This window comes from Streptomyces sp. NBC_01294 (genome assembly GCF_035917235.1).
GTDB lineage: Bacteria > Actinomycetota > Actinomycetes > Streptomycetales > Streptomycetaceae > Streptomyces > Streptomyces caledonius.
In genome coordinates, this window is sequence record NZ_CP108423.1 from 635,730 (window position 1) to 658,730 (window position 23,001).

Consider the following 23,001-nt stretch of genomic DNA (forward strand, 5'->3'; position numbering starts at 1 on the left):
TGACCGGCAGCACCCCACCGCACCCCGACCCGGGCCCCGATCCGGACCCCGGCCGGATCAGTCCGCAGGGGCCGGAGGCGGGGCGAAGCGGTCGCGGAGTTCCCGCTTGAGGATCTTGCCGCTGGCGTTGCGCGGGAGGGCGTCGACGAAGAGCACGCGTTTCGGGGCCTTGAAGTGGGCGAGCCGCTCCCGCGCGTAGGTCATCAGCTCCGCCTCCGTCGCCTCCCCACGCGCCACCACCACCGCCGTGACCGCCTCGATCCACCGCTCGTCGGGCAGCCCGACCACCGCCACCTCGGCCACGCCCGGGTGGGTGTAGAGCACGTCCTCCACCTGCCGCGAGGCAACCAGCACCCCACCCGAGTTGATGACGTCCTTGACCCGGTCCACCACCGTGAAGTACCCGTGCGCGTCGCGCACCGCGAGGTCGCCCGAGCGGAACCAGCCGTCCCGGAAGGCCCGCTCCGTGGCCTCCGGGTCGTTCCAGTACCCCAGGCACAGCTGCGGCGAGCGGTAGACGACCTCGCCTGCCGTGCCGTCCGGCACGTCCTTGCCGTCCTCGTCGACGACCTTCGCCTCGACGTGGCGGACCGGCCGCCCGCAGGACTCCATCCGCCCCTCGTGCTCCCGCGGCCCGAGCACCGTGGCCAGCGGCCCGATCTCGCTCTGACCGAAGCAGTTGTAGAAGCCGAGCCCGGGGAGCCGCTCGCGCAGCCGTTCCAGGACCGGGACCGGCATGATCGAGGCCCCGTAGTACGCCTTGCTCAGCGCGCCCAGCTCACGCACCGCGAACTGCGGGTGGTTGGCCAGGCCGATCCAGACCGTGGGCGGCGCGAAGAGGCTGTTCGCCTCCCCCGCCTCGACGAGGTCGAAGAGCTGTTCCGCGACCGGCGCGTCCACGATGGTGTTCCGCGCCCCCACCGCCAGGTACGGCATCAGGAAGACGTGCATCTGCGCCGAGTGGTACAGCGGCAGCGAGTGCACGGGCCGGTCCTCCTCGGCCAGGTCCAGCGCCTCGATCGCGCTCTCGTACTCGTGGGCGAGGGCCCGGTGCGTCATCATCGCGCCCTTGGGCAGGGCGGTGGTGCCCGAGGTGTACAGGAGCTGCGCCAACCCGCCCGGTTCCCTGTCGGGTTCAAAGGCGAGCGGCTCGGCCAGCTCCGCCAGGAAGGAATCCGGGGCGTCGCGCAGTGCCCGTACGCGTTTGCCGTCGGGGACCCGACCGGCCAGGTCCGGATCGGCGAGCACCAGGGCGCTGGCGGAGTCGTCGAGGATGTACGCGAGGTCGTCGCCGGTGAGGTTCTGGTTGACGGGTACGTGGGTGAGTCCGGCCCGGGCGCAGGCGAGGAAGGCGATGAGGTAGGCGTCGGAGTTGTGCGCGAAGGTGGCGACCCGGTCGCCGTCGGCCAGCCCGTACCGCTCCCGCAGCACGGCGGCGCCGGTGGTGACGGCCGCGTCGAGCTCCGCGTACGTCCAGCTCCGCTCGCGGTAGCGGACGGCGAGGCGGTCGGGGACCCGACGCGCGCTCTCGTGCACCAGCCCGTCGACCGTCCGGTGCCGCACTGCCTGTCCTGCCTGTCCTGCCTGTCCTGCCTGTCCTGCCTGTCCTGCCTGTCCCGCCTGTCCCGCCCGCCCTGCTTGCCCTGCTTGCCCTGCTCGAGCTGCCGTCATGGCGCGATCCTCGTCCCGCGCGCGCCCGAGGTCAATGACCGGGATACCAAACGGGATGTTGACAGATCATCGGACCGCCTGCATGAGTGTGGGGGCACGGACGCACCGCCTGTTCATCGGGTAACCACACCCATCCGCAGGCTACTTGGGAGGCATGTTGCACCTCAGCACCCGTCCGATACTCCGCCGCGTCGCCGTCACCGGATCCGCTCTGCTCGCCGCGACGGCCGCGATGCCGCAGGCCTCGGCGGCGACCGCGGACCGGATACCGGCCGGCGGCGGCCTGTCCGCCGTCATCCGGTACACCGAGAACGGCATACCCCACATCCTCGCCCGCGACTACGCGCGGCTCGGCTTCGGCACCGGCTGGGCGCAGGCCGCCGACCAGGTCTGCGTCCTGGCGGACGGGTTCGTGACCGTCGCCGGTGAGCGCTCGCGCTGGTTCGGGCCCGACGCCGCACCCGACGGATCGCTCTCCTCCGCCACCCGGAACCTCTCCAGCGACCTGTACTTCAGGGGCGTCCGGGAGTCCGGCACCGTGGAGAAACTGCTGGCGACCCCCGCCCCGGCCGGTCCCACCAAGGACCTCAAGGAGCTGATGCGCGGCTGGGCCGCCGGCTACAACGCGTGGCTCGCGCAGAACAAGGTCACCGACCCGGCGTGCAAGGGCGCCGGCTGGGTCCGCCCGGTCACCACGACCGACGTGGCCGCCCGCGGCTTCGCGGTCTCGGTCCTCGGCGGCCAGGGGAGCGGCATCGACGGCATCACGGCGGCGCAGCCACCGGGCGCGTCGGGCACAGCGGGCGCGACAGGCGCCCGCACCGCACCGGCACCGGTACCGGCTCCGGCACCGGAGGTCGATCCGGCGGCCGCCGCCGAGGCCGCGCGAGAGTTCTTCGACACCAGCCGGTACGACATGGGCTCCAACGCGGTGGCCTTCGCCGGCTCCACCACGGCGAGCGGGCGCGGACTGCTGCTCGGCAACCCGCACTACCCGTGGCAGGGCGGGCGCCGCTTCTGGCAGTCGCAGCAGACCATCCCGGGCGAGCTGAACGTGTCTGGCGGCTCCCTGCTCGGCACCACCGTGGTCAACATCGGCTTCAACGAGAAGGTGGCCTGGAGCCACACGGTCGCCACCGGCACCCCCGTGAACCTGCATCAGCTCACCCTCGACCCGGCCGACCCGACCGCCTACCTGGTCGACGGCACGCCGGAGAAGATGACCCGGCGGACCGTCACCGTCCCGGTGGCGGGCGGCGCTCCGGTCACCCGCACCCAGTGGTGGACGCGCTACGGACCGGTGGTCTCGAACCTCGGCGCCGGTCTGCCGCTGCCCTGGACCGACCGGACGGCGTACGCGCTGAACGACCCGAACGCGGCGAACCTGCGCGGCTCCGACACCGCCCTCGCGATGGGCAAGGCCCGCTCGGTCGCCGGGATCCAGGAGGCCCTCAAGCGCACCCAGGGCCTGCCGTGGGTCAACACGGTGGCCGCGGATTCGGCGGGCGGCACCCTGTTCACCCAGACCCAGGTGCTCCCCCGGATCACCGACGAGCTGGCGGCCGGCTGCTCGACCCCGCTGGGCCGGGCCACGTACCCGGCCTCGGGGCTGGCGGTGCTGGACGGTTCGCGCGGCGCGTGCGCGCCCGGCTCGGATCCGGACGCGGTGCAGCCGGGCGTCTTCGGCCCGGGGAAGGCGCCCACGCTGCGGGGCGCCCCGTACGTCGAGAACTCCAAGACCATGATCAAGGCATGGTTACTACGCGATCACTGGCGCGTAAATAGCAGCAGGTCAGGGTGGGGGTGGGCAGGACCGGGTGCCCGCTGGTCGTTGAGGGCTGGCGGGTGTCCGGCCATACGCGCGCTCCCTCTTCTCGGAGCTGACACAGCGCGTCGGTCCCGCTGGATCCCGACGAACTCCCCCACATACCAGGCCTGTTGCAGCGCGGCCACGTCTTCTTCGGTGACGTCCCGGTGCGCTGCTACAAGCACAAAGGCCGCTAGATGTACGACGAACGCGATATCCGCACTGCCAGGCGAGGGCGAGGCGCTGTGGGAGGTGCTGCGGGGTGTCCACGCCGCGTTCCGGGCCGACGAGCAGGTCAGGCACCCCTGAGTGGGGCCGATCTACGAGCGCCCGCCTGTTGGGCCAAGCAGCTCACACTTGCCACTCACGCGACCCCGCTTCCGGCATCAACACAGGTCAGCGCACACGACCCCGAGGTTTCAGGCGAGTTGCGGGAAGCTCTGGAGCCGGAATCGGAGGGCCGTCGTAGCCCTTCACCTCGCCGTAGCGGGTGCCGTTGATCCAGTCTTCGCGGGCCTGTGCGATGTCCTCTTGGGACCGTCCGATCCAGTTCCAGAACCATTAAACCTCTGGGAATTTCCGCAGGTCAGGGCGTTATGGGTTCCTGGAAGTCAGCAAAAGTCAGCATCAGCGCCTCACCCAGCGGCACCTTTCCTCCGAAACATGTCCAAGTATTTACAGGACCATCGCCGGCAGGACGGCCCACAGGCCTACCACCGGCGCCAGCCCAGCCACGACCGCGTAGGCCATGCCCTGGGGCACGAGGTACGCGGCGACGGTGATACCCGCGAGCAGGTCGCCGCGACACCAGCTGCGCTGGTAGCCGGCCAGAGCGGGTGGCTCGAAGGCAGATTTCAGACGCTCGGGCATGGCACTCCTTCTCGCCGCTGCCCACAGCATCCCGCGAGCGCCCCTACCTCACGGGCACCGACAGTCCAGGTCCCGCCCGTCGGCCTCTACTTCACACGTAAGCCGCCGACCAGGGGTCCGGGGGCGACTACTCGGCCGCGTCGAGCAGGAAGCCCGTGACAAGATCCGGCCTGATGCGCAGGGCCCTGGTCATCGTCTGACGTACCCACGGCACTAGCAGCGCCGCGTACGGGTCGGCCCCGTCCTCCTCGGCTACCAGAGAGACGTAGCCGGTGACGACGACGCTCCAGCCGAGGCAGGTCTCGGGGTCCACGACATCTGCCTCGTAGGCGACAACGACCCCGGGGGCGTCGGGCGTCGCCACGAGCGATGCGAGCGCTCCGCCGTCCTGGAGCCGGACGACGATGTCCTCCCCGTCCACGAGATGATTGACCAGCCTCACGGCCGGGAGAGCATGCTCGGTGAAGACGATGCGTCCCAGCGATACCGTGCCGAGCAGGCTCAGTGCTTCGCTTCGATCCAACGGCTTCATGCTCCGAGTTGGCGCCCCATCCGGGCTGCTGAGATCTGGTCGCCGCGTCGCTTCGTGGTTCATCGTTCGCGCCCCTTGCTCGGCTCCCTCTTCCCGATTGATCGCGAGACCGGGAGGCTTCCTGACGCGCCTTGCCTCCCTCTCGTAGGGCCGGGTTCAGCCCTCTCCCGGTCCGGGCCGGCTTCGACCAGGCCCGTGCTCACGCAGCACGGTCAGACTCCGTTCGAACTCTGCCTCGTCGATCTCCCCTCGGGCGAACCGTTCGGCGAGCACCTGCTTGGCGGAAGGCGTAGTGCGGGGCTCTACCGGGCCTGAGGGGAAACGGTCGACGCTGCGGAGGAGCAGAACGACTGCCATGACGGCCAGAGCCACGAGGAGGACCATGCTGAACGACATGGCGACCCAGCCCCATCCGCCCATTCCGTGTTCGTACCAGAACATGGTTCACGCTCCTGGGGCAACGGCTTGGGACTCGGCCACAGGGCAGGTCCGCGTGTTCCTACTGTCCACCGGCCTGCGGCGTCAGGGCATGGGCCCGTCGGGGTCACGACCAGGGCCGATCGGCCCATCCCCGCAGCCCTGCCGTGTCCCAGACTGAAGGCGGACTCGAACGGAGGCCGCGATGAGCACACCTTCCCCCACCCGGATCGCCAACGCCCTGTCGGCGGAGTACCGCGCCCGTCTGACGGACATCGCGCGTGAGGTCGATTTTCCCGTAGGTACCCGCCTCTTCAATGAGGGAGGCCACGCCGACCGGTTCTGGATCGTGCGATCCGGCACGGTCGGCCTCGACGTTCACGTGCCCGGCAGACAGGCAGCGGTGATCGAGGCGCTTGGTTCCGGCGAGCTGGTCGGCTGGTCCTGGCTGTTCCCTCCCTACACCTGGCACTTCGGTGCGGAGGCGACGAGCCCTGTACGCGCCCACGAGTTCGATGCGGCCGCCGTGCGCTCGATGATGGAGGCCGACCCCCGATTCGGCTCCGCCATGGACCACTGGGTGGGCCAGGTGCTCGCCCACCGGCTCGTGGCCGCCAGGGTCCGGCTCCTCGACCTCTACGCGCCTCATGGCAGCGGCAACTCGCTGTGAACCGGATCCTCCCCATCGAGATCATGTGAGGGAGCCGGCCATGCCCGCATCCCAGTACACCGTCAGCGATGTCATGACCCAGACCGCCGTGGCCATCGGCCGCGAGGCCTCGTACAAGGAGATCGTCGAGCTGATGCATCAGTGGAAGGTCAGCGCACTGCCGGTACTCGAAGGAGAGGGCCGGGTCGTGGGCGTCGTCTCCGAGGCCGATCTTCTGCCCAAGGAGGAGTTCCGGCGGAACGACCCGAGACTGCCCGAGCAGATGGAGGAGGCGTCCAAGGCCGGAGCAGTGCTCGCCGAGGAGCTCATGTCCAGCCCTGCCGTCACCGTGCACCCGGACGCCACGATCACCGAAGCCGCCCGCATCATGGCCAGGAAGGGCGTGAAACGGCTGCCGGTGGTCAATGCCATCGGCCTGCTGGAGGGCGTCGTCAGCCGCAGTGACCTGCTCAAGGTGTTCCTGCGGCCCGACGAGGAAATCGAAGACGAGGTCCGCAATGCCGTCCTCGCGGAACTGGCTCCCCCGGTAGGCATCGACTGCACGGTCGAGGAGGGCGTCGTCACCCTGCGGGGCGACCTACGGGACCGCGCCCTGGCACCTCTGATCGCCCGCGCCGCCCGCGCCGTCGAAGGGGTCGTGGACGTGCGGATGGAGCTCGCAGGTCCGGTCGGTACGGCCGTATGACCCGCTCCCCGGTACTTTCCGACCCTTCCTGCGACAATGCGACTGAGACGTACACCGACCTCAGGGGCGTGGATGTCCGATACACCGGCTGCTTCTGCGGAGGCGCCCATCAGGGTGTTCCTCCTGGACGACCACGAGGTCGTCCGCCGGGGGCTGCACGACCTCCTCGACGCCGAACCCGACATCGAAGTGGTGGGCGAGGCCGCCACCGCCGAGCAGGCTCTAGCCCGGGGTCCGGCCCTGCGGCCGCACGTGGCGGTCCTGGACGTACGGCTGCCGGACGGCGACGGCATCACCGTCTGCCGCGAGCTGCGCTCGCGCATGCCGGAGCTCGCCTGCCTCATGCTCACGTCCTTCGACGACGAGGACGCCCTCCTCGACGCGATCATGGCCGGCGCCGCCGGCTACGTGCTCAAACAGATCAAGGGATCCGACCTGGTCGCCGCCGTGCGGACGGTCGCAACGGGGCAGTCGATGCTCGACCCCGCAACCACCGCCCGGCTCATGCACTCACTGCGGGACCCGGAAGCCGCCAAGCCGCCGGAGGACGAGCGCCTCACCGCGCTCACTGAGCGCGAGCGGGCCGTCCTAGAACTCATCGGCAGCGGCCTGACCAACCGGCAGATCGCCAAGCAGCTCTATCTGTCCGAGAAGACCGTCAAGAACCACATCTCCCGGCTGCTCGGCAAACTGGGCGTCGAACGCCGGGTCCAAGCCGCGGTCATCGCCGCCCAAGTACACGAGCACGAAGCGGGCAAGCCCTGACAACCGCTACGGGGTCAGGCGTCGGCCCTGGGCAAGGGAACCGTCCATTCGAGGCGGGTGCCGTGTCCCGCCGCGCCTCGTGTCGAGACGGTCAGTCGGCCGCCCAGCTTCTCTGCCCGCTCGGCCAGGTTGCGGAGCCCGCTGCGGCGCCCATGTTCTGGGATTCCGACGCCGTCGTCGGTCACGGTGACCACGAGTACGCCGTCGACCGCCGCGATGGAGACTTCCGTATGCCGGGCACGGGCGTGCCGAACGACGTTGCTGAGCGCCTCACCGATCACGGCCAGCGCCTCATCGGCCACTGACACTGGCACGTCGGTTTCTACCAGCCCCTCCATCCGCAAGGCGGGGGCGAAGCCCAGCACGGCAGCGGCCTCGTCAACCGCTCGGACTGCGCGGAGCCTGAGTTTCGGCTCCGCATCCGGCATCTCGTGTTCTCGAAGGCCGAAGATGGTCGACCGGACGATCTTGATGGTGGTGTCGAGGTCGTCAATGGCCCGTCTCAACCTCTCGGACGCCTCGGGGTGCTCCACGAAGCGTTGGGCGCTCTGCAAGGTCATTCCAGTGGCGAACAGCCGCTGGATCGCGAGGTCATGCAGGTCCCGGGCAATGCGGTCGTGGTCCTCGAGCAGACTCATCTGCTCCGCGTCCCGCCGGCGATCGGCAAGCTCCAGGGCGATCGCGGCCTGCCCCGCGAAGCCAGGCAAGGCCAAGGTCTCCGTAGCCGCGAACGGTGCGCGACCGCGTCGACGGGCCAGCATCAGTACGCCGCTCAGCCGCTCCTTGGTGCCCACCGTCACCGCTACCGCGGGCCCGAAGCCCTTCCACCGCTCCGGCTGTACGGTCACGCGCTCGTCGCTCTCGACGTCCGGGACCGTGATCAATCCGTCCTGGGCGAGGGCCGCTGCGGCAAGGGTTCCCTCACTGCTCGGCAGCACGATGCCCCGATGTGCCTCGGCTCCCTCGCCGACGGCCAGTGAGCCGCGCAGCTCGCCGCCCGGGCCGACCAGGTAGAAGACGCCCATGTCGGCCGCAGTGATCTCGCGGGCCCGCTCCAGCATCCCTTCCAATACCTGGATCTAGGAGGAGCCGGACAGCAGCTCGTTCGTGAAGTCGGAGCTGGCCTCCAGCCAGCGTTCTCTGAGCCGGACGTCCTCGAAGAGCCGTGCATTCTCGATCGCGATTCCGGCCGCGACAGCCAGAGTCGACAGGACGGCCTCGTCCTCGGCGTCGAAGTCCGCCCGGCCCCGCTTCTCGGTCATGTAGAGGTTGCCGAACACCTCCTCGCGCACCCGGATGGGCACTCCGAGGAAGGTGTGCATGGGCGGGTGGTGGGCCGGGAAACCGTACGAGGCCGGATGGTCGGACAGTTCCGTCAGGCGCAGCGGTTCGGGGTGACGGATCAGCTCTCCGAGGATGCCGTGCCCGGAAGGCAGATCACCGATCTGGGCACGCAGCTCGTCGCTGATGCCGACGGGGAGGAATTCCGCGAGTTTGCGGTCATCCCCGATCACTCCCAGGGCCGCGTACTCCGCGTCCACAAGTACCACTGCAGCTTCCACGATCCCCGTCAGGACCTGCGGCAGGTCGAGTTCACGACCGACCGACATGACGGCTTCCAGGAGACCGTTCAGGTGGTCCCGGGTGCCGCGTACCTCATCTATCCGTACCTGGAGTTCGTCGAGCAGTTCATCCAGCCTCAGACGGGGCAGCGGGGTGCGCGGGGTGTCGTGGCCCTCCCCGACCACGGCACCTCCAAGGGCACGCGGGAATGGAACTGACGTCTCTCTCCACGGTAGCCCCGCGTTGCGATGGGTTCACTTCGGAGACGTGCGCGGCCGCCGCTGTGCCTGGCGGTCTGCCGGCTTTCCCTCGGCGTCGCCCAAATGCCTGACGTGGGCATCCGGACCAGGAAAGTAGAGCGTGACGCGGCCGGTGTCCGACCAGCGGATGTCGTACGGCGGAGTGCCGTCGTCATGGTGCAGTCCGACGACTTCGCCGTCACGGCCGGGCTTGCCGACCGTGGGGCCGCCCACGACCATCTGGTCCCCCAGGTGTGCATGGATGCCGCTTCCTGTGGTGTCAGGGTTCATCGTCTTGCAAGGAGGACGCTCTGCTCCTGCGCATACGACGGACCTGGGCACCGGCGGTCGCCGAACGCGTCGGCCTCCCCGGTGCCTCGGCCCTCGGCCCCGCGATGTACTTTCTCAACCTGGCCACTACGCGCGGCCGCCGGCACGTGGGCGGGCGCTCGGCAGCGGCTTCTTCGCCGCGATCGGCGGATGCCATGTCGACGCCCTGGGGCGGAGCTGGGTGTCCGCGCGGCTCCGCTTCCTCGGACGGAGCAGCGTCGCTGCAAGCAGTGCCGTCTCTTGTCACGCGTTGCGCCGGCCGTCCCCGTGGCCGCGCCACAGTCACTGCACATCTCCGACACGAGGCCGACGGATCAGCCGAAGAGATCAAGCACCCGGATGGTGTGTATGGGACGCAGCCCGGGTTGGTCCCTCCCCGGATCCCCGGGAGGAGGCGTCGGCGTCGTGCGCGTCGGCAGCGTGCCACTCGGACCACGACAGACCGGTTCAGGGGGAGCTGCCACGAGTTCCCCGAGTGGAGTCGCATGTGCCGTCACGGTCTCTCCAATCGGCAGTTCTGGGGTCCGCCGGTGGGCCGCCCGGCGTAGCACGTGAGCTGCCAGCCAGCCGGGCCCCAGATCCCTTACCCGCCCGCACAGGGCTTCAAGGGACGGCGCAGACGGCTTCGACGAAGTGCCCAACCTGGTCTTCTGACAGATGGCGTGCCAGGTCGGCTTCGCTGATCATGCCGACGAGCCGGTGGTCTTCGATGACGGGCAGTCGTCGGACACGGTGCTCTTGCATGATCTGCAGGACCTGTCCGCTGTCCGCGTCCGCGGCCACCGTGAACGGCTTGCCCTCAGCCAGCATGCCCGCCGTCATGTGGTGCGGGTCCTTGCCCTTGGCCAGGCACTTGATCACGATGTCACGGTCGGTGATGATGCCGTGCAGCCGGTCATCCGGCCCACAGATCGGGAGTGCTCCCACTCCCAGTTCGCTCATGCGGCGTGCCGCGTCCATGAGCGTCTCCTCCTCGCGGACGCAGGACGCGCCCTCGTGCATGATCTCTCGCGCGGTCGTCACGGCCGCCTCCTGGTTGGTTGTGGTGACAGAGCACGGAACTCCGAGTGACCTTTTCTGAGGGTCCGGGAACACGCTGTGCCTAAGTTTCCCCCTCCTCGATTCATCTGCCCTGGGCTCGAGCGCCCAACAGGGACTCCTCCAATCTGCGCCTGGCCTGGAGAACGGTCTTGAGACCATCGGGTCCCTTGAGGGGACCATTCGGCCTAAACGAGAGGTGATGACTGTCAACTCGGGCCACCAGTGAAAGCCTGCGGCCACATGGGTGGCTTCGGCACCGCCCCCGGCCGGACACACGGGCCGGCATCGAGGTAGTTCCTGTCGGTGCGTGTTGCCGGGCCGGCCCGGGCGGCACAGCACCCCACCCACGACATTCCGAACCGGATACGCACTCAACGCTCATGCCCCGCGCGCTGCGCTTCGCGGCGATGGCGCAGTCCGAGCGGAAGAACATCCGAGTGGCGACGCTGGAAGTCCGAGGCCAAGGCCCGCATGACACGCTGAGTTACATTGCAAGTCGCGGCAGCTTCGGGAGACCAGGGGCGTGACCGCTTGCGCACCCGCCGATCAGCCGTGGTTCTCTCACCCGGACGGGTGCCCGCTGCCACGTCGGGCCAGGCGGAACTGCCGCCCAGCTCCGAAGTCGTCGCCTACTGCCGCAGCGAGTACTGCGTCCTGCCCCACGACGCCGTTCGGCTCCTCAACGCCCTTGGCCATCGCGCCGTGCAGCTGACCGACGGCATGCTGGAAGGGCGGCTGTCAGAACGGCCCGTGGACACCGAAGCCGCAGCATGAACTCCAACCTCCTGCTGCCCCACGGGCTGCAGGCTTCAGGGAGCAGCTGAACGATGAACGTATCCGATCGAATGAGCGCACCAGCAGTGACGATTCCTCCGCGGACACCGGTCGGTGAGGTGGCCCGGCAGATGGGCGAGTACGGGATCGGTTCCGTGGTGGTCACGGAAGGTGGGGCGCTTCGGGGTATCGTCACCGACCGTGACCTGGCCTTGCGCGCGCTGGCCGAGGGCCTGGATATGGGCGAGCCGGTGGATGCGGTGATGACATCCCCAGTCGTCACCGTGAATGCGACCGACGACATCCACGAGGCGTACCGGACCTTCCGGAGAACTGGGGTCCGCCGCCTGCCCGTGCTGGACGGAAGCCAGGTGGTGGGCATGCTGACCGTGGATGACCTGCTGATGGACGTCTTCCAGCGGGTGGCGGACCTACTCGGTCCCGTCGCGTGGAGCGTCCTCGAGGAACCACCCGGGCCGCCCTCCTGAACGTGTGCCTTCGCCCTCACACACGCCTTGTCCCGGCCGCGGAGAACGATGCCTGCGACGGATCACTCCCCCCTCCCGAGTATGGGCGCGCCGGCGCACGGCGGTTTGCCGACAGCTCGACTCCCTCAAATTTCATCGAGGCGCTGAGCGAGCGCACCGGTCTCGCCCTGCCCGAGTCCGACTATCCGGCGGTGAACACCCTGGACGGCTGCGCGGACTACGTCGCCTCGCGCGCCTCCATGGAGTAGCGGGGGGCTGATCGGTCCCACATGGGGCCACTCGGCCCCTCCTCGGTCATCGCGCCGCAGGTGACGCTGGAAGAGGACCGCCGTCCCGCGCCGCCCAAGGAGGTTCTGGCCATGAAGCACCATGTGACCGTCGGCGTGGACGGCTCTCGCGAGAGCCGGGCTGCGGCTCTGTGGGGCGCCCGGGAGGCGGCCTTGCGGGACGTGCCGCTGAGGCTCGTCCACGCTGTCGACTGGCTGATCAGTCCCGCGGTACCAGGGCTGGGCAGCGAAGCGGCCGACCGTTGGGCCGACGAGGCGCTCACCGAGGCATTGGAGGACGTGCGACGCCGGCATCCCGGGCTGGAGGTCTCGACGAGATGCCTCTCAGGCAGGCCTGCGGCAGCCCTGGCCGCGGAGGCGGTGGACGCCGGGCTGCTCGTACTCGGCTCCCGCGGGGTGGGAGGTCTCGTCGGATTCCTCATCGGCTCGGTGAGCTTGTCGACTCTGGCGGCCACCGAGACGCCGGTGGCACTCGTACGCGTGTCGGACGCGCCCGAGGAGGCCCAGCCCGTCCGGTACGGGGAGATCGTCCTGGGGATCGACATCCACGAGGCAGCGGACAAGGTTTTGGCCTTCGCCTTCGAGGAAGCCGACCGTCGCGGCTGCGCCCTGCGTGCGGTCCACGGTTGGAAGCTGCCCTCCATGTACCAGTACGCGCCCTTCTTCGACCCGGAGAACGAGCGGGAGGTCGGCCGGAGTGTCACCGTGATGCTCGACGACATGCTGATGCCGTGGCGGCACAAGTTCCCGTCCGTTTGCGTCACCCACGAGGCGTTCATGGGGCCCGCCGGCGACCAGCTCGTCCAAGCCGCAGCGAACGCGGACCTCGTCGTGGTGGGCCGCCATCTGCGCCGCTCGCCTCTGGGGGCGCATCTGGGGTCCGTGGCCCACGCGGTCCTGCACCACGCCGCCGCCCCCGTCGCGGTCATCGCTCACGACTGACGGACCTACTCACAAGGGAGATCGGACCATGTCTCACCGCACTGTCGCAGACGTCATGACCAGGAACGTGGCCACGGCCGCCCCTGAAGCGTCACTCAAAACGGTCGCCCGGAGCCTCGATGACAACGGGGTCTCGGCCCTGCCCGTCGTGGACACCCGTCACCATCCGATCGGCATCGTCTCCGAAGCCGACCTGCTTCGCAGGCAGGCCGGGCTGCCCGATACCGAAGGGCGCGACCCCATGCGCGCCGCGGCGCCCATGGACCGTGCCTCCATGGGCGCCCGGACCGCCGGCGATCTGATGTCCACCCCGGTCCTGACCGCCCGTCCGGAGTGGGGCATCGTCGAGACGGCCCGCTTCCTGCACGAGCGAGGTGTCAAGCGTCTGCCGGTGGTCGACGAGACCGGAACCCTGGTGGGCATCGTCAGCCGCACCGACCTGTTGCGGCCCATGCTCCGTCGCGACGACGCCATCCGCGATGAAATCGTCGACGACGTACTGGGCCGGACGCTCAGGATGACCCCGGGAGGCGTTGCCGTGACCGTAAACGAAGGGGTCGTCTCCCTGAGCGGCCAGGTCCAGGAGCGGTCAACCATTCCGATTGTCGAACGACTGTGCCAGTCGGTCGACGGGGTCGTCAGCGTGGACCAAGCCCTCGGCTACGCGATCGACGACCTGTCTCCAGTTGCCGACCCTCGCCATGCCACGCATTGACCCCCGCGACACAGGGCGGAAAGAGTTCCGCCTGCTTCTCGCGGATCCCGATCGTGCGGTGCACGGCCGCCAGCCGCTTCTCCGCATCCTCCCAGGGACCCTTGCCGTCAATTTCATCCGTTCATGAAGTACGCCCGTCACCTGGAGAACAGGGCCAATCAGCCCGAAGTGATCCCCTGACGGCCCTACCGCCAGGCGGGCACAGGTGTCCACGATCGGATGTATCAAGACGCCGCTACTGGAGGCATCATGAAGCAGCTTCGCACCGTCGAGGACGTGATGACTCATGCCGTCATCTCCGTCGACCGCAGAGCACCGTTCAAGGACGTCGTGGAGGCCATGCGGCAGTGGCGGATCAGCGCCCTGCCCGTCCTGTCGGAGGAAGGACGGGTCGCCGGCGTGGTATCCGAAGCGGATCTGCTGCTCAAGGCCCAGGGCACGGACGAGTCCCGGGCAGTCACCGCCGGGCAGCTGATGACCGTACCGGCGGTCACGGTGACCAAGGACGCCACCATCCCCGGCGCCGCCCGTCTGATGGCCCGCGGCCACCTCAAGCGGCTCCCCGTCGTCGACGGCGACGGCCGCCTCGTCGGCGTGGTCAGCCGGAGCGACCTCCTCAAGATCTACCTCCGCCCCGACGCCGACATCGCCGAGGAGCTCCGCGAACTGATCATGGCAGAGCTCATCCCCGCCGGATCGGCCATGGTCCAGGTGCATGTGGCCGACGGCATCGTGCATCTGGACGGCTCCATCCCCGACCCGGCCCTGAAGGACGTGCTGGTCCGAGTCGCACGCACCGTACCGGGGGTAGTGGACGTCACGGCCGTGCGCCTCGACGCCGAAGTCCGCACGTGAGGGAGGCCGACGATGAGGCACCGCAGCGTCGCCGACCTGATGACCCCGACAGCCGTCAGCGTCCAGCGGGGCACCCCGTTCAAGGAAATCGCCAGGCTCCTCAAGGAGTTCGACATTTCCGCCGTGCCCGTGGTGGACGAGGCCGAACGTCCCGTGGGCGTCGTCTCCGAGGCCGACCTGCTGCGCAAGCGCAGCTCCGGCAGCGGCACGAACACGGCCGCCGATCTCATGACCAGCCCCGCCATCACCGCACAGACCGAATGGAGCGTCGTCCGCGCAGCGCGGGTCATGCGGGGGCGGCAGGTCAAGAGGCTGCCCGTGGTGGACGCCGCCGGCCGACTGATCGGCATCCTGAGCCGCAGCGACCTGCTCCAGCTCTTCCTGCGCAGGGACCACGCGATCCAGGAGGAAATCCTCGAAGACGTGGTGACCCACACCCTCGGGCTCAGCCCGTCGTCGTTGACCGTCGAGGTCACCGACGGGCTGGTGACCCTCAGCGGCACCGTAAGCCGGCGCAGCCTGGTCCCCATCGTGCTGCGCCTGTGCCAGAGCGTCGACGGCGTCGTCGACGTGGTCAACCGGCTCGACTACGCACAGGACGACGTGTCGGTCGGCGCTCGAACGCCCACCGAGCGGTAGGAGAAGAGCATGAAGCATCGGGAAGTCCGCGAGCTGATGACCCGCGAGGTCGTCACCGTCCCCAACAACGCCCCCTTCAAGGAGATCGCCCGCACCCTGACGGAACACAAAGTGTCGGCCGTCCCAGTCGTCGACCATTCCGGCCACCCGCTCGGCGTGATCTCGGAACGGGACCTGCTGCCGAAATCCGCAGGCCAAAGCGACTACTTCAGGTCACTTCCCGAACGGGAGGCCTGGCAGGAGGACAAGGCCGCAGGTACGCGCGCCGAGGAGCTGATGTCCTCGCCCCCCGTGTGCGCCAGACCCGACTGGACCGTCGCCGAAGCCGCCCGGTTGATGGAAGCACAAGGAGTCAAGCGGCTCCTGGTCGTGGACGACGCGGACGTACTGATCGGAATCGTCAGCCGACGGGACCTGCTACGGATCTTCCTCCGGGACGACGAGGACATCCGTCACGAAATCATGGGTGACGTGCTCGAACTCAGCCTGCGCCAGAGCCCCTCGGCCATCACCGTGGGCGTCACCGACGGCCGGGTCGAGCTGCAAGGAACGGTCGACTACAAAAGCCTCATCCCACTCATCGAACGCCTCTGCCGGACCGTGGACGGCGTGGTCTCCGTCACCTCACGTCTCGGATACGCCATCGACGACACGCCCTCAGCCTGAGCGAGCCAACCACCGTGTCGAGTACCTCCGGATCCCGCGGCCGGTCAGCACGTCGGCGCGGTCGAACCATCCCCTCCTCACGGTGAACGTGGCCCGTCAAGTGGATCCCGGTCATCCCCCATGCATGGGGAAGCCATCATGAACGATCGAATCGTCGCCAGCCTCTACTGATCCACGGAAAGCCCCGGAGCCGCCCACTGGGCGGCTCCTCGAGCGGCTGTGCCGATGAGGAGGGAGTGGACGTCTCCTACCCCCCTCGTCGCCTTCCACCATGCGGTCCTCCCAGTGGCACTACAGGCCCTGGGCCAGGAGAAGCTCATGAGCGAGCCGTGCGCCGCGCGCCGCGTGGGCCGATCCTTCTGTCTCCTGTGAGGGGTTGGCCTCCAACCCTTCGGCCAGTGCCCGCACTGCCTGGGCGAGCGTCTGCACCTGTGCTTCGACGAGGGACAAACGGTCCTGTTCGGAAGGGGTGCTCTGGGTCATGACAAAGCCTCCGTGATCAAGACAGCGGGTGTACGGCGTCACGTGCCACTGTGCGCCATGCCAAGGGGCGGGTCCACCGGAGGCATTCGGCACCTGCTCTTGCCGGGGGCGAGACAGATCTGCCGCAGGGCAAAGCAATCACCGCGGCCGTCCGCTTCGCGCTTCTTCTCTCCGGCCGGGCCGGCACCGGCAATAGAGGCCGCACTACCTCCCCCTGCACGTGCGTCATGCCGGAGAGACCCTGATTCACCCGGTCGTCGTGATCAGCCGCCCTGGCTTCGTGCTGGGACCACCGGCTCGCCCGGGCCCTTTGGAACAGGACGTTCGTTGCGGCGAGCGGGCGACTGCACACAGGCTCGCCACGCTGCTCAGTCCGGTTCCATGTAGGGGCGGCGGAAGACCGGGGCCTGGCCGGCGCCGTACGGGCGTACGGCCGCCATCGCCTGGATGACCGCGGCCTCCAAAGGGCCGCCGGTGTCGATGGGGACGGCCTCGTCCCACGGCGGCTCCGTGGCTGCCATGGCCCTGGCCACATCGGGGGTGGCGTCGGACGCCCCGGGGGCGCGGGTGCTCAGGCGTGCGGCCGACACCTCGCCCGGAGCCTGGCAGTGCAGGGCCACCAGGTCGGCGCTGGCGCGTTCGGCCATGCGCAGGGCGGCTTCGCGCTGTCCCGCATCGGACCAGGTGGCGTCGAGGACGACGGACTCGCCGCGGGACAGGAGGGCGGACGCCCGGTCGAGCAGGGCCGCGTACGTCCTCGCGGTCCATTCGGGCGTGTACAGCCCTTCGCCGTAGTCGGAGGCCGCGGATTCCTCCGCCGGCATGCCTGCCAGCTCCTTGCGGAGGCGGTCGCTGCTGAGCAGCGTGACGCCCAGGCGATCGGCCAGTGCGCCGGAGAGCGTGGACTTTCCGCTGCCCGGGAGGCCGCCGACGAGGGTCAGGCCGACAGCGGAGGTACGCAGGTGGCGCAGCGTCGTGGTGACCAGTCGCCGCGCTGCCGCATGCGCGCCGCGGGCGCCTTGAGCTGCCTGGATCAGGGAGACCTTGGCACGGACGAACGCGCGGTAAGCGACGTAGTGGTGCCATAGGGACGGCGGTGCGGGGTCGCCGGAGTACTCGCTGTACTGGGCGAGGAAGAACGCCGCGGCCTCCGGGGCACCCGTCTGCTCCAGGTCCATGGCGAGGAAGGCCGCGTCGTCGAGACCGTCGACGGAGCGAAGGCGGTCGTCGAATTCCAGACAGTCCAGGACGCGGGGGCCGTCGTCGAGACAGAAGATGTCCTGGGCGAGCAGGTCGCCATGGCCGTCGACCACCCGCCCCTGCCCAATACGCGCGTCGAACAGTTTCTCGCGGCCGGCGAGATAGCGACGCACCAAGCGCTCGGTCTCCTCCACCCCGTCGAGCAGCTGGCCGTCCTCGGTCAGTCCCCTGACCTGCGTGAAGCTTGCTTCCCAGCGCGCGGACAGCGCGTCCCGCCTGCCCTGCTCGTCGATGTCCGGGCCGCGGGGCGCGTCCGCGTGACGGGAGGCAAGGAGGCGTGCGACAGACCGCAGGGCTTCGTCGACGTCGGCGCCTTGACTCACGAGCAGGGACAGGCGGCGTTCCGCCGGCATGCGGCGCATCACCACGAGAGGTTCGGGCGTGTCCGCGTCCGGTCCGCGAAATTCACCCAGGCCCAGGTAGACATCAGGGGCGAAGCGACGGTTGAGGGCGACTTCTCGTTCGCACACGGCCCGCCGGGCCGCCGTGGTCGTGTAGTCGAGGAACCCCAGGTCGACCGGCTTCTTCAGCTTGTAGGCGCGGTCACCGACGAAGAACAGGACCGCGGTGTGCGTCTCGCACACCTCTGCGCGCGGTAGTGGCGGAACCTGGAGGCCGGTGCCGGTCCGGAGCGCGGACGCGTCGGTCCGGTGCGCCGGCGCCGGCGGCTCCTCGTGGTGGCTCGGCTCAGTCATGGGGAATGACGGCGACGGGGCAGCGCGCGTGATGGATCGCGGCGGTGGCCACGGAACCCAATGGGGGTGCCAGGGCAGGGCGGTGCCTGCGTCGGCCGACGACCAGTAGTCCTGCGCCCTCTGCGGCCCGCACCACGGCCTTGGTAGGGCTTTCAAGACCGATACCGGGAGTTACCTCCACGCTCGGAAACTTCTCGCGCCAGGGGCGAAGGGCGTCGCTCAGGAGCTTCTGCGCGTCCTGCGTGATCTTCTCGGTCACGTCGTGGTCCGTGCCCCAGGGAGCGTGCGCGTGGAGGGGAACGCTCCGGCCGTGGACGGCTTGCAGGGGCACGCCCCGGGCCGCGGCGGCGGCGAAGGAGAACGCGAGCAGGTCGTCGCACGGACCGTGCAGTTTCAATGCCACCACAACGCCGCCTGAGGCACCTGGAGCGGACGGCGGACCCTCTTCGCGCGTCCCGGCGCGCACCAGGACCACCGGCCGCTCGGCCCGTGCGACGACGGGCATGCTGATGTCGCCCAGGAAATAGCTCTCGACGGGCTCCAGTCCTCGCGAACCGAGCACGGTCATCTCGGACTCCGCTGACGCTTTCAGCAGCGCCTCCTGAGCATCCTCGGCGACCAGGTTGCCGACGATGGTCAGGCCCGGGTGGCGCGCTTGGAGCTCCGCCTTCGCGTTGTGCACGATCCGCTTCGCCCAGTAGTTCTGATCCATCTCGGAGGGGACGTGGGTCGGTTCCGGAGCCAGCAGGGGCCACGCGTGCAACAGGCGCAGCGTGAGTTTGCGGCGGTCGGCTTCGTCAGCGGCCCAACGGGCAGCGGCGAGGCTCTCGGGTGAGCCGTCGAGGCCCACAGTGACGACTGGCTCCATGCCGGCTGCTCCGTCTGGTAGGTGACTGGAATGGCGGTGAGGTGTCCGGTTCCGGCCGGCCGGAGCCCTGTCGTCCCCGCGCTCGCGCCGGTAGCCGTGAAGCGACCGTAAGCGGTACTCGATGAAGCATCTGTGCCAACGCGCCGAGCACACGGCCGTATCTCATCCGAGGAGCACCTGAAGCCTCCCGACAGCGCGCAGAAGGCAGAGGCGAGCCTGCATGCGGCTGCGGCTGCCGGTCGGCTCCGACGCCGCCATCCGACGTAACGACACCTGCAGACCGGCCGCAAGCCCGGGCCGCAACCTCGCCCGGACAGCCGGTCACGCCTGGGCGGGATCAGTGGGTGCGCTCGATGTCCAGTTCCAGGAAGTGGGCCGAACACGAGATGCACGGGTCGTGGTTGCGGACGGCCCGCTCGCACAGCCGGGTGAGCTCGGCCTCCGAGCCCTCACCCCGATCGAGCCCGGCTTGGACCAGCCGGCGCAGGTCCTCCTCGATGGCGCCCTGGTTCTGGGCCGTCGGTGGCACGATGCGGGCGTCCGTGACACGCCCCCCGCCGTCGAACGCGTAGCGGTGGTAGAGCAGGCCGCGCGGCGCCTCCGTGGCACCGTGCCCGATGCCGGCCCGGGCCGGCACCTCCACGTACGGGCTGGCCGGACGCTCGTACTCCGCGATGATCCGGAGGGCCTCTTCCACCGCGTACAGGACTTCCACCGACCGGACGAGGATGCTTCGGTACGGGTTCCTGCAGACCTCTGCCCGCCCGACACCTGCGCGCGACAGGGGGTCGCCCAGCCCGGCCTCCCGTGCCGCTTCCAGGGCCAGCGGGGACAGCAGGTAGCCGCTGACCGCCCAGCGCGCCAGGGAGCCCGTGAGATGCCTACGGCCGTCCAAACGGGAGTGGAGGGCTGTGGAGTGGGAGACCTGCTCCTCGGCCACGTGGTCGGTGAAGTCCCGCAGGGGAAAGCTGTAGGGCGGGAGCGTCTCGTCGTACGGGAGCACGGTGGGCACGCCGGACTCGATGGCGTAAGTGCCCTCCTCGGCGAGGGCGAGCAGGTCGGCGTCGCACTCGGCGTCCGGGAATTCGAAGCCGGCGACCCAGCGCACCGTGTCCCAGGCGTCGTCGAGGGCGGTGCGCAGCCGTTCTTCCAGGGGGCGGAGTTCGGCGCGGGGCGGAGCGCGGTGGAAGCCTCCGACCCGGACGTTGACGGGGTGGATGGCCCGGCCTCCGAGCAGTTCGACCACGGCGTTACCGGTCTGCTTCAAGCGCAGTCCGCGCTTGACGTGCTCCGGATAGGAGCGGGACAGACCGATCACGTCGTCCTCGCCGAGGAAGTCCGGTGCGTGCAGCATATGGATGTGCAGCGTCTGGCTCTCGATCCATTCGCCGCAGTACAGCAGGCGGCGCAGGGCGGCCAGTTGTCCGTCGACGACAACGCCGCACGCGTCCTCGATGGCACGGCAGGCACTCATCTGGTAGGCGACGGGGCAGATCCCGCAGATGCGGGAGGTGAGGTCGGGTGGCTCCGTGTGGGCTCTGCCCCGGAGGAAGGCTTCGAAGAACCGCGGCGGCTCGTAGATCTTGAGCCGCGCTTCGGTGACCGTGCCGTCGTGGATCCTCAGGTGCAGCGCGGTCTCACCCTCGACACGGGCGAGTGAGGGGATGCGCAGCTCCTGGTATCGGGGCGCGGGGTCGCTCATCCCGGTCCTTCAGCGTCGGTCACGCCGGGCTGTCCTTGCTCCTCCACGGCGGTGAAGGCGGTCACGTTGAAGGTGTGCAGGAACCTGCCGATGTCCTCCTCGCTCATCCCGTCACGCTGCATGAGCGGGACCAGCGCGGGAAGGTTCGTGGTTCCGGCCGGCCCGAAGCAGCCGTAGCAGCCACGCCCGTAGGTCGGGCACAGCGCCCCGCAGCCCGCGTGGGTGACGGGGCCGAGGCATGGAGTGCCGTGGGCGACGGTGACGCAGACGTTGCCGCGCCGTTTGCAGGCGAAGCAGACGCTGTGGTTCGGGATGGCGGGCTTGCGTCCGGCGAGGAACGCGGTGATGACCTCCACGAGCTGACCGCGGTCGATGGGACAGCCGCGCAGTTCGAAGTCGACGGGTACGTGGGCCGAGACCGGCGTGGAGGTCGCGAGGGTCTCGATGTAGTCGGGGCGGGCGTAGACGGTCGCCAGGTACCCCTCGACATCTGCGTAGTTGCGCAGCGCCTGCACGCCGCCGGCCGTGGCGCAGGCCCCGATGGTGACGAGGTGGCGGGCATCGGCGCGGATGCGCCGGATGCGCTCCACGTGCTCGGGTGTGCTGACCGAGCCTTCGACGAGCACGAGGTCGTACGGTCCGGGCGCGGCTTCGCTGGACGCCTCCAGGAAATGGGCGATCTCCAGTTCGGCGGCGATGCCGAGCAGTTCGTCCTCGCAGTCGAGGAGGGTGAGCTGGCAGCCGTCACAGGAGGCGAACTTGAACACGCCGAGGCGGGGGCGGGCAGGGGGCTGGGGTGGGGTGGGGGTGCTCATCTCACAGTTCCCGGACGGCGAGCAGGGGTTCGGCCTGGTCGTAGCCGACGACCGGGCCGTCGCGGCAGAGAAGGAGGGGGCCGAGCTGGCAGTGTCCGCAGTGGCCGGTGGCGCAGCGCATGTTGCGTTCGAGGGAGACCCGGATGAGGTCGGGACGTACCCCTTGGTGGATCAGCGCGCGTGCGGTCGCGCGCATCATCACCTCGGGCCCGCAGACGAAGGCCACCGTGTCCGAGGGTGTGAACCGGGCCTCGCGGAGCAGCGTGGTAACGACTCCGACTCGGCCGGTCCAGCCGTTGGCAGGCCGGTCGACCGTGACGGCGGCGAACGGCTTTTCCCAGGCGGGAAACTCGTCCTGGTAGAGCAGATCGGCCGGTGTTCGGGAACCGGCAAGGACGTTCAGCCGCCCGAACGCGTGCGGCTCGGCCAGAACGGCGTCGACGAGGGGACGGAGCGGAGCGAGCCCGATGCCTCCGGCGATGACGAGCAGGTCGTTGCCGTGAGCGGCGGCCGAGTCCCAGGCAGTGCCGAAGGGACCGCGCACGCCGACCCACCCGCCGGTCCGCAGGCCGCACAGTGCGCGCGAGACGGCCCCGACGGCGCGGACCGTGTGCGTCAGCCGGTGCCCGTCCGCGATCCGGGACACGGACACCGGGATCTCGCCGACACCGAACGCGTACAGCATCGCGAACTGGCCGGGTGCGAAGGGCTTCACAGCATTCGCGGCAGGCTCCAGTACGAGCGTGACCGTGTCGTGCGTCTCGTCGCGGCGGTCCACCACGCGGTAGGAAAGGGGAGTGAGCGTCATGGCACCGGCCCGCTCCCCTGCGATCCCGGCGGTCCGTACAGGTCGAGCAGCCGGGTGCGGGTGGCTCGAAGCCGGTCGCCGATGGTCTCAGCGACGACGGTGACCAGCGACAGGCCCAGCGCCGTGTCCTCGGCGCACAGGTCATGGACGGCCGCGGCATCGAATTCCCAGGCACGGACGGGGTCCCGGGTCTCGGCCGCGAGGTGCCACTGCCGAGGCGGGCACAGCCAGGACCAGCCGAGCAGACTGCCCGCACCGATGGTCTCGACGACCACTCGCCCCCGGCCCGGCATGTGGACATCGAGCGCGACCGTGCCCGAGCGGATGATCCAGAAACGGTCGGCCTTCTCCCCTTCCTCGAAGATCCGCGTGCCGCCCGGAAGGGCGACTTCACGGGCGAGGGCCATCAGCTTC

21 protein-coding genes and 5 pseudogenes are annotated in these 23,001 nt (G+C 69.5%); 11 read left to right on the forward strand and 15 right to left on the reverse strand.

Features of this window, described 5'->3' with window-relative positions:
* Window positions 1-57: 57 nt before the first annotated feature.
* The gene (locus OG534_RS03100; protein WP_326586526.1) at window positions 58-1,563 is read right to left on the reverse strand and encodes a fatty acyl-CoA synthetase; all 1,506 of its coding nucleotides are present in this window, start codon (window positions 1,561-1,563) and stop codon (window positions 58-60) included.
* Between the two features lie 262 nt (window positions 1,564-1,825).
* On the opposite strand from OG534_RS03100, the pseudogene OG534_RS03105 reads away from it, so the two are divergent.
* Window positions 1,826-3,430, forward strand: a pseudogene (locus OG534_RS03105) (penicillin acylase family protein); the annotation flags it as partial.
* Window positions 3,431-3,874: 444 nt separating this feature from the next.
* Here OG534_RS03105 and OG534_RS03110 read toward each other — a convergent pair.
* From OG534_RS03110 to OG534_RS03125, 4 genes and pseudogenes are all read right to left on the reverse strand, one after another.
* Window positions 3,875-4,036 (reverse strand): annotated as a pseudogene (locus OG534_RS03110) (pirin family protein); the annotation flags it as partial.
* 120 nt (window positions 4,037-4,156) lie between these two features.
* A pseudogene (locus tag OG534_RS03115) lies at window positions 4,157-4,348 on the reverse strand (SulP family inorganic anion transporter); the annotation flags it as partial.
* Window positions 4,349-4,475: 127 nt separating this feature from the next.
* The gene (locus OG534_RS03120) at window positions 4,476-4,880 is read right to left on the reverse strand and encodes a pyridoxamine 5'-phosphate oxidase family protein (RefSeq protein WP_326586527.1); all 405 of its coding nucleotides are present in this window, start codon (window positions 4,878-4,880) and stop codon (window positions 4,476-4,478) included.
* 156 nt (window positions 4,881-5,036) lie between these two features.
* Window positions 5,037-5,321 (reverse strand): SHOCT domain-containing protein, encoded by a 285-nt coding sequence (locus OG534_RS03125; protein WP_326586528.1) that lies wholly within the window; start codon window positions 5,319-5,321, stop codon window positions 5,037-5,039.
* A 181-nt stretch (window positions 5,322-5,502) separates the two neighbouring features.
* Here OG534_RS03125 and OG534_RS03130 point away from each other — a divergent pair, with 181 nt between their 5' ends.
* From OG534_RS03130 to OG534_RS03140, 3 genes are all read left to right on the forward strand, one after another.
* Entirely contained in the window at window positions 5,503-5,967 is a 465-nt protein-coding gene (locus tag OG534_RS03130; protein ID WP_326586529.1) for a Crp/Fnr family transcriptional regulator, read from the forward strand.
* A gap of 40 nt (window positions 5,968-6,007) precedes the next feature.
* A complete protein-coding gene (locus OG534_RS03135; protein ID WP_326586530.1) occupies window positions 6,008-6,652 on the forward strand; it encodes a CBS domain-containing protein in 645 nt (214 codons plus the stop codon).
* Window positions 6,653-6,724: 72 nt separating this feature from the next.
* A complete protein-coding gene (locus OG534_RS03140) occupies window positions 6,725-7,417 on the forward strand; it encodes a response regulator transcription factor (protein WP_326586531.1) in 693 nt (230 codons plus the stop codon).
* 14 nt (window positions 7,418-7,431) lie between these two features.
* On the opposite strand, the pseudogene OG534_RS03145 reads toward OG534_RS03140, so the two are convergent.
* From OG534_RS03145 to OG534_RS03155, 3 genes and pseudogenes are all read right to left on the reverse strand, one after another.
* A pseudogene (locus OG534_RS03145) lies at window positions 7,432-9,165 on the reverse strand (GAF domain-containing protein).
* Window positions 9,166-9,279: 114 nt separating this feature from the next.
* Window positions 9,280-9,483 (reverse strand): annotated as a pseudogene (locus OG534_RS03150) (DUF1918 domain-containing protein); the annotation flags it as partial.
* A 669-nt stretch (window positions 9,484-10,152) separates the two neighbouring features.
* On the reverse strand, window positions 10,153-10,572 hold the full coding sequence (locus tag OG534_RS03155; protein ID WP_326586532.1) for a CBS domain-containing protein: 420 nt from the start codon (window positions 10,570-10,572) through the stop codon (window positions 10,153-10,155).
* 591 nt (window positions 10,573-11,163) lie between these two features.
* Here OG534_RS03155 and OG534_RS03160 point away from each other — a divergent pair.
* The 7 genes from OG534_RS03160 (at window position 11,164) to OG534_RS03190 (ending at window position 15,956) form a co-directional block, all read left to right on the forward strand.
* Window positions 11,164-11,364: a hypothetical protein gene (locus OG534_RS03160; RefSeq protein ID WP_266616581.1), complete on the forward strand. Its 201-nt coding sequence runs from the start codon at window positions 11,164-11,166 to the stop codon at window positions 11,362-11,364.
* 53 nt (window positions 11,365-11,417) lie between these two features.
* The gene (locus OG534_RS03165; protein WP_326586533.1) at window positions 11,418-11,852 is read left to right on the forward strand and encodes a CBS domain-containing protein; all 435 of its coding nucleotides are present in this window, start codon (window positions 11,418-11,420) and stop codon (window positions 11,850-11,852) included.
* 359 nt (window positions 11,853-12,211) lie between these two features.
* Window positions 12,212-13,081 (forward strand): universal stress protein, encoded by an 870-nt coding sequence (locus OG534_RS03170; RefSeq protein WP_326586534.1) that lies wholly within the window; start codon window positions 12,212-12,214, stop codon window positions 13,079-13,081.
* Between the two features lie 55 nt (window positions 13,082-13,136).
* Window positions 13,137-13,796, forward strand: coding sequence for a CBS domain-containing protein (locus tag OG534_RS03175; RefSeq protein ID WP_326586535.1), 660 nt, complete (start codon window positions 13,137-13,139; stop codon window positions 13,794-13,796).
* Between the two features lie 246 nt (window positions 13,797-14,042).
* Entirely contained in the window at window positions 14,043-14,651 is a 609-nt protein-coding gene (locus OG534_RS03180; RefSeq protein ID WP_442807208.1) for a CBS domain-containing protein, read from the forward strand.
* A gap of 12 nt (window positions 14,652-14,663) precedes the next feature.
* Window positions 14,664-15,290 carry a CBS domain-containing protein gene (locus OG534_RS03185; RefSeq protein WP_326586537.1) on the forward strand — a complete coding sequence of 209 codons (627 nt, stop codon included), beginning with the start codon at window positions 14,664-14,666 and terminating at the stop codon, window positions 15,288-15,290.
* 9 nt (window positions 15,291-15,299) lie between these two features.
* Entirely contained in the window at window positions 15,300-15,956 is a 657-nt protein-coding gene (locus tag OG534_RS03190) for a CBS domain-containing protein (protein ID WP_326586538.1), read from the forward strand.
* A 291-nt stretch (window positions 15,957-16,247) separates the two neighbouring features.
* On the opposite strand, the gene OG534_RS03195 is transcribed toward OG534_RS03190, so the two are convergent.
* From OG534_RS03195 to OG534_RS03225, 7 genes are all read right to left on the reverse strand, one after another.
* Window positions 16,248-16,439, reverse strand: a complete 192-nt coding sequence (locus OG534_RS03195; RefSeq protein WP_008734969.1) for a hypothetical protein — start codon at window positions 16,437-16,439, stop codon at window positions 16,248-16,250.
* A 368-nt stretch (window positions 16,440-16,807) separates the two neighbouring features.
* Window positions 16,808-18,283, reverse strand: a complete 1,476-nt coding sequence (locus OG534_RS03200) for a bifunctional aminoglycoside phosphotransferase/ATP-binding protein (RefSeq protein ID WP_326593443.1) — start codon at window positions 18,281-18,283, stop codon at window positions 16,808-16,810.
* A gap of 103 nt (window positions 18,284-18,386) precedes the next feature.
* On the reverse strand, window positions 18,387-19,262 hold the full coding sequence (locus OG534_RS03205; RefSeq protein WP_326586539.1) for a universal stress protein: 876 nt from the start codon (window positions 19,260-19,262) through the stop codon (window positions 18,387-18,389).
* Between the two features lie 337 nt (window positions 19,263-19,599).
* On the reverse strand, window positions 19,600-20,964 hold the full coding sequence (locus tag OG534_RS03210; protein ID WP_326586540.1) for a Ni/Fe hydrogenase subunit alpha: 1,365 nt from the start codon (window positions 20,962-20,964) through the stop codon (window positions 19,600-19,602).
* On the reverse strand, window positions 20,961-21,779 hold the full coding sequence (locus OG534_RS03215) for an oxidoreductase (RefSeq protein ID WP_326586541.1): 819 nt from the start codon (window positions 21,777-21,779) through the stop codon (window positions 20,961-20,963). The genes OG534_RS03210 and OG534_RS03215 overlap by 4 nt, the downstream gene beginning before the upstream one ends.
* 1 nt (window position 21,780) lies before the next feature.
* Window positions 21,781-22,587 carry an FAD/NAD(P)-binding protein gene (locus tag OG534_RS03220; RefSeq protein WP_326586542.1) on the reverse strand — a complete coding sequence of 269 codons (807 nt, stop codon included), beginning with the start codon at window positions 22,585-22,587 and terminating at the stop codon, window positions 21,781-21,783.
* Window positions 22,584-22,994, reverse strand: a complete 411-nt coding sequence (locus OG534_RS03225; RefSeq protein WP_442807209.1) for a cyclic nucleotide-binding domain-containing protein — start codon at window positions 22,992-22,994, stop codon at window positions 22,584-22,586. Before OG534_RS03225 ends, OG534_RS03220 begins: the two co-directional genes overlap by 4 nt.
* Window positions 22,995-23,001: the final 7 nt, after the last annotated feature.

Coding starts and splice junctions, on each gene's coding strand:
- OG534_RS03130 (WP_326586529.1), top strand. CDS start 5,503: ATGAGCACACCTTCCCCCACCCGGATCGCCAACGCCCTGTCGGCGGAG.
- OG534_RS03220 (WP_326586542.1), bottom strand. CDS start 22,587: ATGACGCTCACTCCCCTTTCCTACCGCGTGGTGGACCGCCGCGACGAG.
- OG534_RS03195 (WP_008734969.1), bottom strand. CDS start 16,439: ATGACCCAGAGCACCCCTTCCGAACAGGACCGTTTGTCCCTCGTCGAA.
- OG534_RS03190 (WP_326586538.1), top strand. CDS start 15,300: ATGAAGCATCGGGAAGTCCGCGAGCTGATGACCCGCGAGGTCGTCACC.
- OG534_RS03165 (WP_326586533.1), top strand. CDS start 11,418: ATGAACGTATCCGATCGAATGAGCGCACCAGCAGTGACGATTCCTCCG.
- OG534_RS03135 (WP_326586530.1), top strand. CDS start 6,008: ATGCCCGCATCCCAGTACACCGTCAGCGATGTCATGACCCAGACCGCC.
- OG534_RS03175 (WP_326586535.1), top strand. CDS start 13,137: ATGACCAGGAACGTGGCCACGGCCGCCCCTGAAGCGTCACTCAAAACG.
- OG534_RS03125 (WP_326586528.1), bottom strand. CDS start 5,321: ATGTTCTGGTACGAACACGGAATGGGCGGATGGGGCTGGGTCGCCATG.
- OG534_RS03215 (WP_326586541.1), bottom strand. CDS start 21,779: ATGAGCACCCCCACCCCACCCCAGCCCCCTGCCCGCCCCCGCCTCGGC.
- OG534_RS03140 (WP_326586531.1), top strand. CDS start 6,725: ATGTCCGATACACCGGCTGCTTCTGCGGAGGCGCCCATCAGGGTGTTC.
- OG534_RS03170 (WP_326586534.1), top strand. CDS start 12,212: ATGAAGCACCATGTGACCGTCGGCGTGGACGGCTCTCGCGAGAGCCGG.
- OG534_RS03210 (WP_326586540.1), bottom strand. CDS start 20,964: ATGAGCGACCCCGCGCCCCGATACCAGGAGCTGCGCATCCCCTCACTC.
- OG534_RS03120 (WP_326586527.1), bottom strand. CDS start 4,880: ATGAAGCCGTTGGATCGAAGCGAAGCACTGAGCCTGCTCGGCACGGTA.
- OG534_RS03185 (WP_326586537.1), top strand. CDS start 14,664: ATGAGGCACCGCAGCGTCGCCGACCTGATGACCCCGACAGCCGTCAGC.
- OG534_RS03205 (WP_326586539.1), bottom strand. CDS start 19,262: ATGGAGCCAGTCGTCACTGTGGGCCTCGACGGCTCACCCGAGAGCCTC.
- OG534_RS03225 (WP_442807209.1), bottom strand. CDS start 22,994: ATGGCCCTCGCCCGTGAAGTCGCCCTTCCGGGCGGCACGCGGATCTTC.